We start from the raw sequence: 13,763 nt of genomic DNA, 5'->3' as shown, positions 1-13,763 counted from the left end.
CAAAGAGTCTATCTTTTAAGAAAAATTATGCTTTTTATCAAACCTAAAAACCTTATCACCCTGTTTCACATGAAAGAATTTACAATTTGAATAATGAATAAATTCAAATTGTAAATCATAATCAAACGAGTGGTCATCAACCACAAACTTATCGTGTACATCAATATTTCCATAGGGCGAAATACGCTTAAAATAGTACTCGACATCATGCCCTGTTTTATGCAACTCAAACCACGCGCCAGCTGCTATTCCAGATAACCATTGTGCTTTATCATGTAATCCATCAACAAGTCTTGGCTTTAGAGTCCCAATCAAATTAACTTCATGGTCTTTCAACTTATCTAAAAAACAGCGGATATTTTCACTTTTTTGCGAACCCATAAATTGAGAAATTATGCCCGTTTCAGTAACTTCATAAGCATGATTTTCTGTATCTGCAAGTAACACATTCCCAACTGTACTTGGTGTAAACCATTTAGAATCCCTAAGTCGTTTGTTTATACCAGTATCTGTAACCGAAGCAATTAAAGTATCAGTCACAAAACGCGCACAATTACAAGCATTTTTTATAAAAGCCGCATACCTAATAAAATGCCTTTCTTGCATTTGGGTAATATGAGCTCTTGCCTTTTTATAATCAACAGCACAACAAACAGATGCGACTAATTTACCATCACCATGTGTTAATTTAGGGTGTGTGCCTAAGAACTCTAATATTTCATTTAAGTTTTCAATTTTATCGTTTTTAATTTTGGCTTTCAATGGAAAATCAAGTTCATTATCGGTGTCCTTCCCTCTAACTCTACCATTAGGTTCAGATGTAATATAACGTCCAAAATCATGATATTCTAATTCTCCTGTATCCTTATTTATTAATACCAGAGCAGCATGTCCAGCTCTTAAATAATTCTTTTTTCCAACCCCTAAATACCTTAAGAAAGGAGAAAACCATTCTTCTGAGACCATAACAATTGTGTCTGGATACGCCAATGTTAAAATAATCCCAGTGTTATTCATTGACTACTTGTGGAAGTTTGAAGGTTTTTGTAGTAACAGTTTTATCTTGAAGATTTTCATATTGCATTATGCAACTTTCTCTTGTTTTTCTAATTTGAGTAATACTCGTTGTTTTTACAAATCCCCGATTCATAACAACACCATAATCTTCATTATCTATCCCTGCCATTTTATGAAAATTAAGAATACTACCAGCATTTAAAGAATGTTTCAATTTAAAATCTTCAAACCACTCTTGTCTTTCTTTTTTCATTTCTTGAGAATATAAAGTAGATGATGACCAGATTCTTGGCTCTAAAGGCAATTGGGTAAAGTATTTATTTATACCATCCCAAACTAGCTCATAAAATTTCAACTCTTGATTCCAGTCTATAATTACCATGGTAAAAGGCTCAATGTCTATTAAATTATAAGCTTGAACTGTCTCCACTAATTTATCTGAAATCATAAAATCGTTAGCCACAATCCCACGACTCATTCTATAATTTTGCTTACGCTTATGAAAAGTTAATGCTCCGTTTAAGACACAAACAACGCGGTTCTTTTCACTTACACCAATCCAAGTACCACCTTTTTTGTCTTTTGGAAACAATAACTTAGTACCACCTAGAGTATAAAAATCTGGAATTAAAGACACTCTATTTGGTGCTTCATCACGATTTGAAGTTAAAATAAAGTCGGTTTTCTCTTTAGGAATTATTGTTACTGTACACATAAACCAGTAGTCTTTAAACAAAATGGCAACTTACAAAAAATAAATAAAAATTAACGTCATTTTAAGAAAGCTTGCTATTATTTAATCATTTAATAATTCGTAAATTTGCACCTCATTTACTGAAAATTCAATAACAAAAATTAACAAATCATGGGAAAAGGTTTTTTTAATGTACCAATTGCTGTTAACGAACCTGTTAAAAGCTATGCTCCTGGGTCTCCAGAAAGAGCTGCTGTTTTAGATGCTTATAAAACAATGTTTAATAGTAAAATTGATGTTCCTTTATACATAAATGGCGAAAATGTAAAAACTGGAAGCACAAGAACCATGTCACCTCCACACGACCACCAGCATATTGTAGGAACCTATCATCTGGCTGAACAAAATCATGTTCAAGATGCTATCAATACGGCATTGGAAGCCAGAAAAACTTGGTCTCAAATGCCATGGGAACAACGCGCAGGTATCTTTTTAAAAGCTGCCGAATTGATTGCAGATCCTTACAGAGCTAAAATAAATGCAGCAACTATGATTGCCCAATCTAAAACCATTCACCAAGCTGAAATTGACGCTGCTTGCGAGTTTATAGATTTCTTGCGATTTAATGTTCAGTTTATGACGGACATTTATATGGAGCAACCAGAAAGCACAAGCGATGCATGGAATAGAATTGAATATCGCCCACTCGAAGGATTTACCTATGCAGTTACACCATTTAACTTTACCGCTATTGCTGGAAACCTACCAGCATGCATGGCTTTAATGGGGAATGTTGTGGTTTGGAAACCTAGTGACAGCCAAATATATTCTGCTAAAATTATTATGGATGTATTTGAAGAAGCAGGCGTGCCTCCAGGAGTTATCAATGTGGTATTTGGAGACCCCGTTATGATTACGAATACCGTAATGGCAAGTCCAGATTTTTCAGGATTGCACTTTACTGGTTCTACCTTTATCTTTAAAGAACTATGGAAACAAATAGGAAATAATATTCATAACTATAAAACCTACCCACGCATTGTAGGTGAAACGGGTGGCAAAGATTTTATCGTTGCACACAAATCGGCCAATGCCAAACAAGTTGCTACGGCTATTGTTCGTGGTGCTTTCGAATTTCAAGGCCAAAAGTGTAGTGCTGCTTCAAGAGCTTATATTCCACAGAGTCTTTGGACAGATGTAAAAAAATATGTTGTTAAAGATGTAAACTCATTTAAAATGGGCTCTCCAGAAGATATGAGCAATTTTATTACTGCTGTGATTCACGAAGGCTCATTTAATAAATTAGCTAAATATATTGATGGTGCAAAAGCAGATGCAGATGCAGAAATATTAGTTGGTGGTGGTTACGATAAAAGCAAAGGGTATTTTATTGAGCCTACAGTTATTATAACTAAAGACCCAAAATATACAACTATGTGTACCGAGTTATTTGGCCCTGTAATTACTATTTATGTTTATGAAGATGACGCTTATGCGGAAACTTTAAAGCTTGTAGACGAAACAAGTGAATATGCATTAACAGGGGCTATTTTATCTAAAGACAGATATGCAGTAACACAGGCTACTGAAGCCTTACAAAACGCAGCTGGAAACTTTTATATAAACGATAAACCAACTGGTGCTGTTGTTGGTCAGCAACCATTTGGTGGTGCTCGTGCATCTGGAACAAATGACAAAGCAGGTAGTGCTCAAAACTTATTACGTTGGGTGTCACCTAGAATGATAAAAGAAACCTTTGTAACACCAACGGATTATAGATATCCTTTTTTAGGGGAATAAACTCCTAATCGAGAAACAATAAATTTATAAATGAGACTGTCTAAAATCTAGGCAGTCTCTTTTTTTATATATTTTGAATTTAATCCATTTGACTTTGTCAGAAAAATTTTATAACTTCGTTTAACGTTGAATATAAATCATTGAAACGGATTCATATTCTTAAATTGTGAGTCATTATGAGAAACATTCTACTAACATTAAGTATTTCTATTATTCTCTTGAGTTGTAAGAAAGAAAACAACTATGAGAATGATGCTGAATTGTGCACAATTTTAGCTGAAATGATTGAAAGTGACCAAAGCATTAGAAATTTACCTGAACTGACTGACCCATTTTTTGAAATTTTGGATTCCATAAGAACACCGAATAATTTAACCCGAGAGGTTTACTCGAATTTAAGTAAAGAAGAGCAATTGAATTGGGGGAAAATAGCAAGAGAAATAGCCGAAAAACGACCTAAAGGTTCAAAAAAAGTTAGAGATTCATTATGGCAAATCCAAACGGGAATTGATAAAAAAAATACCAAACTTTTAATTGATATAACTAAAAAAAGAGGTTGGGTAAGTAAAGATGGCTTGGGCTGTACTGAATATATTGCGCCTGTCATTATTTTTAGACATGCACCTGAAGAATTTTGGGAAGAAATTAAACCTCTGATTGACAAAGAATACGCTGAAAAACGAATGGGAAGTGGCGACTACGGATTTATAGATAATCATCTACGTGGGCGACCAATGGATTTTGGGAATGGAATTGAAATCAAAACTGAATAAATAACGTGTTACAACAACGTGTAAAAATAATTGCTTGGTTCTCGCCTACTTGGAAAATCCTACGGATTTTCCTCTGGTTCGTTCCATTTTTATTAAGTTAGTTGCTGAAACACGCAACTATCCTTACACAAGACCGTTAAACGAACCTTTCTAAAAAACACCTCTAAGCAACTTTTTATTCCCACTCAATTTAGATCTTTGTCTTCACAGGAATTTATTAAATTTGAAAAACCTGTCCCCTTCTCTCTTTTAGCATACGTCTTAACTATATAAACTTTAAAATATATAATTATGAAAGAATTTATGATGATTTTCGTTGGAGCTGATTACATGGACCTTGGACTTTCCCCTGAAGAACTTCAGGGTAGAATGGGAAAATGGTTTGCATGGAATGATAAAATGACACAAGCAGGCATTGTTACTCACGGCAATGCATTAACGCCTCAAATACGCCGCGTAGTTGGCGCTAACAGAACTGTAACCGATTTAACATCAGCAGAGGTTAAAGAAATTGTAGGCGGCTACTACATAGTTAAAGCTAACAATTTTGATGACGTTCAAAAAATCGCTGAAGACTATCCAGACTACGATTTAGGCGGCACGGTCGAAATTCGCGAAATTATGGTATTCGATCAATAATGGAACCTAAACTTATAGACCATCTTTTTCGTTATCACAGCGGAAAGATGGTTTCTGTTTTAACACGTATTTTTGGGCTTAAACATCTCGATATTATTGAAGATGCCATTCAAGACACTTTTATAAAAGCAAGTATAAGTTGGCGAACCAAACAACCCGAAAACCCTGAAGCTTGGTTAACTCAAGCGGCTAAAAACAGAGTTTTTGATATTTTTAGGAAACTAAAAACACAACAAAAGCATTTTCCAAATCTTCATCAAGGTACCAATACTATTGCTATACATGACCTTTTTTTAGATAATGAAATTGCAGATGCACAACTTCGCATGATTTTTACAGCATGCCATCTAAAACTAGACCCTAGAGATCGCATATCATTTGCTCTAAAAACAGTTTCAGGATTTAGCATCAAAGAAATTTCATCTGCCTTACTTACTAAAGAAGACACCATAAAAAAACGCTTGTCTCGTGCAAGAAAGACTATTCAAGAATCGCATATTAAGTTTAAAATACCCCAAGGTAAAGGATTAGCAGAACGCCTAGAAAGTGTTTTGGAAGTACTGTATTTAATATTCAATGAAGGCTTTCATTCTAATAAAAAAGAACAATTAGTAAGAAAAGAACTCTGTCGTGAAGCACTACGCTTAACCCAAATACTGCTAAAAAATAATATTACGCGTGTTCCAGAAGCATATGCGCTTTGTGCACTTATGTGTTTTCATTCGTCAAGATTAGAAACTAAAACAAATACTGAAAATGAACTTTTAGATTTAAAACATCAAGACCGGTCTAAATGGTATTGGCCTTTAATAAAACTTGGCAATAGCATGATGAATAATGCCGTTGAAACCAATGAGTTTTCATGTTATCATTATGAGGCTGCGATAGCTGCAGAACATTTGCGAGCAAGAACTTTTGAAGACACTAATTGGGATAAAATTCTCTATTGGTATCAATGCTTAAGCTTACTACAGCCAATGCCTATACATGTTTTAACAATGGCAGTTATTAGTATGCAAAAGCAAGACTTTAAAATGGCAAAAAACTATTTAGATCAATTGAAGCCAGAAAATTTTGAGCAACGTGCTTATTTGTTTTATGGTACTAAAGCAGATTATTACATAGGTAGAAAAAATAAGCAAAAAGCACTCGAACAAATAGACCTTGCTATAAACTTGGTAAATAATAATCTTGAAAAGGACTATCTACTAAAAAAGAAAGCACAACTATTAATCAAGGATAAGTTTTAGTTTACTTTCTCCTTCCCATTGTCAAAATAAATTGATTTAACATAATTTCCTTTTTCATCATAATATTTCCACTCACCGTGCATCAGGCCTTCTTTAAGTTTTCCTTTTTTATAAAGTTTTCCATTTTCGTGATAAGATTTTAGCACGCCAACTCCAATACCTTCTTTATAAGTTCCTTGTTGGTTAATATTTCCGTTTTCATAAAAAGATGTCCAAATGCCATTTCTAATGTTATTTGAATAATTTTCTATTTTGGATAATTTTCCGTTTGTATTGTAATATTTCCATTTACCAATTTTCTGTTCACCATCCAATTCTCCTTTATATAATAATTTTCCATCAGCACTATAAAAAGTACATTCTCCAACTGGATTTCCATCAACAACTTGTCTTTTATAAAATTCTTTATCATTATAATAAAATGTCCATTCACCAATTGGTTTATTATCATTTAAAAGTCCAAAACTAGAAACCTCTCCATTTTCATTATAAACATTCCATATTCCAACTTGCTTTCCTTTTTCATAAACACCAGAATGACTTAATTGACCTTTAGAATTATAAAATTTCCATATACCAGACTTTTTACCATCTATAAGCATTCCTTCATGTGTAACATCTCCTTCATGATTATAATACTGCCAATTACCAACTATCTTCCCTTTTTCAAATAAACAACTTCGAAATAAAACACCTTTTTCATTAAAATACTTGCATTTACCCGTTTTTTCATTATCCAAATAATAGGCTATTACTGTTATCTGGTTTTTATTATTATAGTATTTCCATTCTCCTGTTTTATTACCATCTACATAATTGCCTTCGCTTTTTTTGCTCCCATCTTTACGATGATATTTCCATTTGCCAACTTTTTTTATTTTGACTTTCCCTCCCTCTTTATATTCATAATTAAAGCCCGAGCTTTTAGTGTTTCATTTTCAAAAAAATGCATGTATTGACATTTCTCATGATTTTCAGTATGAATTCTGCGAGCTTTTAGTTTACCTGATTCAAAATATTTCAAATCTTCTTTTTTATCTTGAGCACAAAGTGAAAAAGAAAATAATGCAATAATTATTATAAATCTATAATGCATATAATAAATTTTTATTCATTTTAAATGTACTATATTTTGCTTAATTTCAAAAGACACCTTTACTCTAATATTTACACAAAGTTTATTAAAAAAATATCATGAAGAATAACCATATAAACTACATAGAACTATACGCTAATAATATAGAGCATATAAAAGACTTTTACACAACTTGCTTTGATTGGGAGTTTACAGATTACGGCCCAGATTATGTTGCTTTTTCAAATAGTGGTCTTGCTGGAGGTTTTGAAAAAACAGATAAAAAAATAGTTAATGGGGCATTAGTTGTATTATTTTATAAAGACCTCAACAAAATTCAACAAAAGATAATTGAAGCTGGAGGTGCAATATCAAAAGCTATTTTTTCGTTTCCTGGTGGAAGAAGGCTTCATTTTATGGATCCAGATGGCAACGAATTAGCCGTTTGGTCTGATATATTGGAATAGAAATTAAGCTAAGCGTTTTTCAAATTAAAAAGCGGTATATTTTTTGCTATCTTTATTTTAAAATTCTAAATGAAGAAAATTACAATTGTCATATTTGTTCTTTCTCCTATTCTTTTTTTTGGGCAAGCTAAAAAAATTTATAGACAAGCGTTAAGAACTACTATTCTAAAAGAAAAAATAGAATTGCTTAACCAAGTAATAGAGCTTGAACCTAATAACCTAGATGCTTATTTCCATCGTGGATTAGCAAAAAATGATTTGGGTGACTATCATGGAGCAATTGTAGATTACTCGAAGATAATTGTTGAAGAACCCGATGCCGACACTTATTTTAATCGAGGAAACTCTAGATACAACCTTGAAGATTTCACTGGTGCAAAATCTGATTATGCGAGAGCAGTTAACTTAGACAAAAGCTTTATTGATGCTAGATACAGTCTAGCATGTGCAAAGTATGATTTAGGAGATTATGCAGAAGCAATAAAAGATTTTAACGCGGTAATTAAAGTAATTCCAGATTTACAAATTGCTTATACATTAAGAGCCTCTGCTTATGCTGCCTTAGAGGATTATAAGAAGGCTCTTAAAGATTATTCCACGGCTATTTTAGTTACACCAAATGCAGATGCCTTTCTTAACAGAGGTTTATTTTATTTAGATATTAATTATTACCAAAAAGCAAATGCCGATTTTAACATTGTTATTAGGTTAGATAAACAAAATGCTTTTGGCTATTTTTATCGTGGAAATACATTTTTATTTCTTGGAAAATATAATGATGCCGTAATAGACTTTAATAACGCACTCAAATTTGATTCATTAGATTTTGATGCCCTATTGGGATTGTCGATTGCTTATTATAAATTGGGTGATTTAGGCAAAGCAAAATCATACTTTAAAAAGGCTCAAACTATTCTTAAGAATGAGTCAAGTGTCGAAAAGCCTATTGAACAATTCGCTACATCATATTGGTACTTAAAACAAATAATGTTCTTTAAAAGTGTTTTTTACGATTTGAATAAGTTATAGAGTAACCCTTATTGAAAAACTACCTTCTTGCTAATAACACCACTTTCTGTTTTTATATTTAATATATATATTGAAGTTTCTAATGTAATTGCTATTGAAACTTCATGATTGTTCACCTCTGTATAATTTACTATATGTCCTTGTAAATTATAGATAGATACATCCAATATGTTTTCTTCAGAATTACTTGAAAGATTTAAAATTGAAGTTTCAGAATTAAAATAAACGGAAATACCATCTATGGTTTCTTGTTCAGTTGTAATAATGCTTTCAGATTTTGCTTGAAACACTAACTTAAACCTATCTTCATAATATCCAGCTTCCAAATTAATTTCCAAACCAGTATCATTTATCAAATACGTTTGGTTTGTCTCTAGGTCAAGAATATATACCCCTGCATCAAAATTTTCAAGAGTGTCTATTTTAATTGAAATCATACCACTATCGCTTACTTTAAGACCAAGTGGATATTCATTAGTTTCGTTAAAACTGGAAACAGCTTGGATAACAAACTTATTATCATCTAAAATCCAGTACATATCATCTTTATTAACATCCACTAAAGGCGCATCATATCCTAAATCAAACTCATCTGTAGCTTTACCATCGGCACCAATTAATAACTGCCTCTTAAAACCAGTTGAAGAATTAAATTGTAATCTTATTTTAGATCGTTCGTCTTTTTTTGCAACGGTTTGCTCTACTTTTTTATTTGAATTAGATTTAAAAAATACAGAACCATCATTGATGCCAGTAACCCCTTCTCGAACAAAAACACGTTGACTATTTTTAAATGTAAGCGTTCCTCCTTCAACCGTTGTTGTATTACCACTAACTCCTGAAGGCAAAGTGGTACTAACAAAAAACCCTTGTCCTACAGGGATGTATTTTTCTGGAATTTTACCGCCTCCAACTAATGGTGTCGAGTTGTCTATCAATGCATCTGTTGAATAGGCTTCTGTACCACCCATAAGTGTATACGTTGCATACCCTCCTATATAATCTTTTAAATAATGAGAATCTACATCTCCAAAGTGGTGCCAGAAATATAGTGCCCCGTTTATAATATTATTTGTATTTCTTCCAGATTCTCCATTTATAGTCTCAGTCGTTTTAATATTGTCTAAAATGAATTCATCGGCATCAATTGCAGAAGGATAAGGATTTCCTACTAATCGCTCAACATCACCAGAAGATTTATCTATTTCCAAGGTAATATCACCATTATTTGGAAGACCTTTAAACACATAATTTTGAGTGCTACTAATCGCAATAGAACCCGAAGTTCCTTTCATGGTGTAACCTTCTCCAGGAAGAATTGGCGAGTTTTCATTTAAAGATTCCCATGAGTTATAATCTCCAGAAGCACCATAAAATTTATAAAGCCAATAAGAACTAATTACTCTTGGATTTGAAGGTGTATCAGAATCGGCTGCTCTATAATTACTATTAAATGTTACACTTTGATATGAATTAGAATCTGTACCATCCATAAGAACACCTGCCACTGTAAAATTAGCATTGGTTCTTGATACGCCCGTTCCTCTTGTTCCAGTATTTCCACTTATTGGACCAACCGATGATGACCAATAATTATAATTAAATCCATTTGCGGTTCCTTGTTGATCTCTTTCAATATAGCCACCACTATCTGCATCTATTATACTACCTTCTTCTTGAATTAATTGAGATTCGCCAACCAAATCTATCACTCCGTCTATCTCTAAATAATGCGATATAGTCAAACTTTGCCCATCGTTATTCTCTATAGGTGTGGTTACTGTTGGGTCTGCAATTGTTAATTTACCAGCTGTTTGCTTTAACCCTAAAACAGATATGTCCTTATCTCCTGAAGTTATATCGTGACTAATTTCAACAATATTCCAATCTATGTATGTTGTTCCATCTAGGCTTAAAGAATTAGGAATAACTTGATCTGCACTATTGCTCCATGTTCCAGCATTTCCCCATTCGCCATTTGCGGCAGATACATATGGTACAGGAATACTTTGATCTTCTAATAAAGTTTTATCTTTCATTAAATATTTTAGACGCAGAAAATTTCTAGCATCTGTTTTACCTTCGGTTGTCGAACCATAAAACGTATTAAAATCGTAATAAGCTTTTAACTTACTCCAAGGTATTGTGGCCACTTCATTACTTGTCGCATCTTGAGGTAACGTTTTTCCTGTTACAAAATCGCCCGTACCCTTTTCGATTTCTTGGTTCATTAGATATTTTACTTGAAACTCTGTTAGACCTTGATCCCAAACGTAAATTTCGTCAATATCTCCTAAAAATGGATTGGTAATATTATCCTTATCAATATATACTGCTCCAACCGAAAATCTATTAAAATTAGGTGACGGAGCTACAACATCTTGTTCAGATTTATCTAAAACACCATCTACATAAAGAAAGATAGTACCGCTATTATAGACAAAACTCACTTGATGCCATTTGTTATCATTTAACATCATTGTAGAAGTGAATCTAGGAGTAGTTGTATCGTCAACCATCACTTCAATTTGATGCGAACTATTTAATCGCAACTGCAACTTACTACCTTTTGCCATGATAGTTCGTGTGCTTGTTTGCGTATTATCAGCTTTTACCCACGCAGAGATTGTAAAATCATTAACATTCAAATTAAGAGCATATTCACCAACTAAGTAATCTCCAGAAGCAATATTTATGGCATGATTTTCATCTAATTTAGCAAGCTTTCCGAAGGTAAAATACTTAGTATCATCAAAGTCATACCATGTTTGCAAATTCGAGTTTCCATCTGGTTTTAATGGAATAACATCAATAATATCGCCGTCTGAAAAATTGGCATCATCTGCAACTATTAAGGCATACTCTTCGTCGGTACCTATAGTAAAACTGCTAAAAGCAGCAGAAGGAATTGAGACAAATACATTACCAACATCACTACCCGAAACCTCAACAGATTCTACAATTTTCCATTTTCTATCAATTCTTGTTAACGATGTGGTTATACCACTAGCAATAGTTACAGTGTTTGTATTAGACCCTGTATAAGAACTATTGTTACTTCCCCATACAAGGAAATCGCCATCTGTAACAAACTCATTAATATTCGTGCTATTAGTTGAAGAAATACCGTTTAAGCCAATAGTTACTTCATTTGAAGTGTTTAATGTTTTAGATTGCTTCTGGTTTAAATCTGAAATAGAATCTCTTCCAATTCCTGCAACATGATAATTATACCCTGTATTTGCTGAAATATCCCAGACTGAAGTTCCAAAAGAATTGATATAATCTTTTTCTGCTTCTGTTGAAGCACCTAATGTAATCCCATATTTAACAGCTAAATATGATTCTATTTTCTGTCTGTCAACATCTGTTACACGCTCAGCAAATGTGAAAACTTCTGCTACGCGTCCATTTAAACTTCCTTGAACATCAAGATTTCTACCAATCCAATACGCTGTTCCAGAAACAATATCTGGATTTGGTGGGTCTGGTATAAGAGATCCTACATTTGCAAATGGAATATCATTAACCGATGATGTTGTTAATACATCAGAATTATACAAAATATCTTGACCAGTAGGAGAGCTAGCTGCATTGTTTCTAATGTTTATAATACCTGCTTTTGAGTAAGATTTAGATGTACTAATTTCTGCTTCTCCATTATAACTTACACCTCCTGGAATATTTTGATTATAGGATAAAATTTCATTAGTGAATTCTGAAGAATAATTCCCCAAACCAACACCTGTAATATCTCCAGCACTTCCAGAAGAAGTTCCTGCAAATATAGTGTTTTGAGAAGATGTGTTATCTATTGTGGTATCTGGAATCATTACAATAAATATATCTTGACTATAAAATCCGTTAGTAGCGTTGTACATATATTGTTCTGTAGAACCTCCATCATTTTCAAACTTAACAACAGGATTAAAATTTATGTTATCTGTAGCAGTATCTATATAAGTAGGTTCTTTTCCTAATACTGTGGTTGCATCCTTTCCGTTTGAACCTAGGTCCAACCAATCTGTTACACTTGTTCCAGAGGTCACAATTCCTCTAGTGGCTTTCAACCATAGTCTAAAATCGGCAGTAACACCACCTGGTCCTGGAATATTAAAATCGAACATTTCTGCGCTTACATCGAAAGTAAACGTTGTATTAGCAGTATTCGAAATACTTATAGTAGAAGTTATTGTTCCCGATCCACTTACTGGACCAGTAAAAGTAACAGGCAATAAAACGTATGAACCAGGGTCTACACTCGTAGTAAAAAAGGATGGCGTAAAGTCTGGCAACAATACGTATGATGGTATCGTAAAATCTACTTGAGAGCTTGAAACACCCGAAATATCTAAAGGACAACTTCCAGTATTAGATATAATATAATATCTTGTTTCACTCACACCTTCCTCTATAACCCCAAAATATGTACCATTGGTAGCCGAAGTAGTTGTTGAGCCATGTAATATATCTGCTGAGGGACTTCCCCCTAATAAGTTAATTTCTGGGGAACCACTTATTGTAAACGTAAACAAAAAATCTGGATCACTATTGCTTGTTATTGTTACACCTGTTGAAGCTCCACAGTTACCACTCGTATTTGTAACCGAAAAATCTAAATATTTAGTTCCATTTCTACAATGTGCAGGTTTAATATTTTTTGGGAGTGACAAACTAGAAAGAGAAAAGTCAGTACTATTAGATAAACTTATATCTTGTATTCTAAGGTTTGCACAACTAGTAGCCGTTGTAGTAATTCTAAAACTAATTGAGTTTCCAGCAGAAATAGAAATAACATCAGTTTGCGCAATAGTAGAACCTCCAATGATTTCTACTTTAATGTTTTGAGCATTACCAATAAAATTAATTAGTAATAAAGCTATCACAAATTTTAGCTTTAAAAAATTGAGGATTGGGGCTATTCTCATTTTAACTTTTTTTTAAATGTTAAACTTATTCTGAGAGAATAGCAATTCAAAAATACGATTAAATGCGTATTTCATCGACGAAATTACTAAA

10 protein-coding genes are annotated in these 13,763 nt (G+C 33.0%); 6 read left to right on the top strand and 4 right to left on the bottom strand.

From position 1 onward, the window contains the following. Window positions 1-15 precede the first annotated feature (15 nt). Complete coding sequence (locus Q0739_RS13700; protein ID WP_298239300.1) at window positions 16-1,017, bottom strand: DUF6695 family protein; 1,002 nt, start codon at window positions 1,015-1,017, stop codon at window positions 16-18. Continuing rightward, window positions 1,010-1,732: an NRDE family protein gene (locus tag Q0739_RS13695; RefSeq protein WP_298239299.1), complete on the bottom strand. Its 723-nt coding sequence runs from the start codon at window positions 1,730-1,732 to the stop codon at window positions 1,010-1,012. Before Q0739_RS13695 ends, Q0739_RS13700 begins: the two co-directional genes overlap by 8 nt. 150 nt (window positions 1,733-1,882) lie before the next feature. On the opposite strand from Q0739_RS13695, the gene pruA reads away from it, so the two are divergent. From pruA to Q0739_RS13675, 4 genes are all read left to right on the top strand, one after another. Continuing rightward, the gene (gene pruA, locus Q0739_RS13690; protein ID WP_298239298.1) at window positions 1,883-3,511 is read left to right on the top strand and encodes an L-glutamate gamma-semialdehyde dehydrogenase; all 1,629 of its coding nucleotides are present in this window, start codon (window positions 1,883-1,885) and stop codon (window positions 3,509-3,511) included. 176 nt (window positions 3,512-3,687) lie between these two features. Further along, entirely contained in the window at window positions 3,688-4,284 is a 597-nt protein-coding gene (locus Q0739_RS13685) for a hypothetical protein (protein WP_298239297.1), read from the top strand. Between the two features lie 303 nt (window positions 4,285-4,587). Beyond that, a complete protein-coding gene (locus Q0739_RS13680) occupies window positions 4,588-4,923 on the top strand; it encodes a YciI family protein (protein WP_298239296.1) in 336 nt (111 codons plus the stop codon). Further along, the gene (locus Q0739_RS13675; RefSeq protein WP_298239295.1) at window positions 4,923-6,173 is read left to right on the top strand and encodes a sigma-70 family RNA polymerase sigma factor; all 1,251 of its coding nucleotides are present in this window, start codon (window positions 4,923-4,925) and stop codon (window positions 6,171-6,173) included. The genes Q0739_RS13680 and Q0739_RS13675 overlap by 1 nt, the downstream gene beginning before the upstream one ends. Here the strand turns inward: Q0739_RS13675 and Q0739_RS13670 are convergent. After that, a complete protein-coding gene (locus Q0739_RS13670; RefSeq protein WP_298239294.1) occupies window positions 6,170-6,913 on the bottom strand; it encodes a hypothetical protein in 744 nt (247 codons plus the stop codon). The two genes, Q0739_RS13675 and Q0739_RS13670, sit on opposite strands and share 4 nt — an antisense overlap. 454 nt (window positions 6,914-7,367) lie before the next feature. Between Q0739_RS13670 and Q0739_RS13665 the strand changes: the two genes are divergently transcribed. Both Q0739_RS13665 and Q0739_RS13660 read left to right on the top strand, forming a co-directional pair. Continuing rightward, the gene (locus Q0739_RS13665) at window positions 7,368-7,715 is read left to right on the top strand and encodes a VOC family protein (RefSeq protein ID WP_298239293.1); all 348 of its coding nucleotides are present in this window, start codon (window positions 7,368-7,370) and stop codon (window positions 7,713-7,715) included. Window positions 7,716-7,784: 69 nt separating this feature from the next. Further along, the gene (locus tag Q0739_RS13660) at window positions 7,785-8,744 is read left to right on the top strand and encodes a tetratricopeptide repeat protein (RefSeq protein WP_298239292.1); all 960 of its coding nucleotides are present in this window, start codon (window positions 7,785-7,787) and stop codon (window positions 8,742-8,744) included. 8 nt (window positions 8,745-8,752) lie between these two features. Here the strand turns inward: Q0739_RS13660 and Q0739_RS13655 are convergent, their stop codons facing one another. After that, entirely contained in the window at window positions 8,753-13,630 is a 4,878-nt protein-coding gene (locus Q0739_RS13655) for a LamG-like jellyroll fold domain-containing protein (RefSeq protein ID WP_298239291.1), read from the bottom strand. Window positions 13,631-13,763: the final 133 nt, after the last annotated feature.

Source organism: uncultured Algibacter sp., assembly GCF_947487605.1.
In the GTDB taxonomy this organism is placed as follows: Bacteria; Bacteroidota; Bacteroidia; order Flavobacteriales; family Flavobacteriaceae; genus Algibacter_D.
The sequence above is the reverse complement of the archived record's forward strand: the minus strand, read 5'-3'. Positions and strand labels throughout refer to the sequence as shown.

What these genes read in the sequence shown, in the direction of transcription:
- Q0739_RS13700 (WP_298239300.1), bottom strand. Translation starts at nt 1,017, where the DNA reads ATGAATAACACTGGGATTATTTTAACATTGGCGTATCCAGACACAATT.
- Q0739_RS13695 (WP_298239299.1), bottom strand. Translation starts at nt 1,732, where the DNA reads ATGTGTACAGTAACAATAATTCCTAAAGAGAAAACCGACTTTATTTTA.
- pruA (WP_298239298.1), top strand. Translation starts at nt 1,883, where the DNA reads ATGGGAAAAGGTTTTTTTAATGTACCAATTGCTGTTAACGAACCTGTT.
- Q0739_RS13685 (WP_298239297.1), top strand. Translation starts at nt 3,688, where the DNA reads ATGAGAAACATTCTACTAACATTAAGTATTTCTATTATTCTCTTGAGT.
- Q0739_RS13680 (WP_298239296.1), top strand. Translation starts at nt 4,588, where the DNA reads ATGATGATTTTCGTTGGAGCTGATTACATGGACCTTGGACTTTCCCCT.
- Q0739_RS13675 (WP_298239295.1), top strand. Translation starts at nt 4,923, where the DNA reads ATGGAACCTAAACTTATAGACCATCTTTTTCGTTATCACAGCGGAAAG.
- Q0739_RS13665 (WP_298239293.1), top strand. Translation starts at nt 7,368, where the DNA reads ATGAAGAATAACCATATAAACTACATAGAACTATACGCTAATAATATA.
- Q0739_RS13660 (WP_298239292.1), top strand. Translation starts at nt 7,785, where the DNA reads ATGAAGAAAATTACAATTGTCATATTTGTTCTTTCTCCTATTCTTTTT.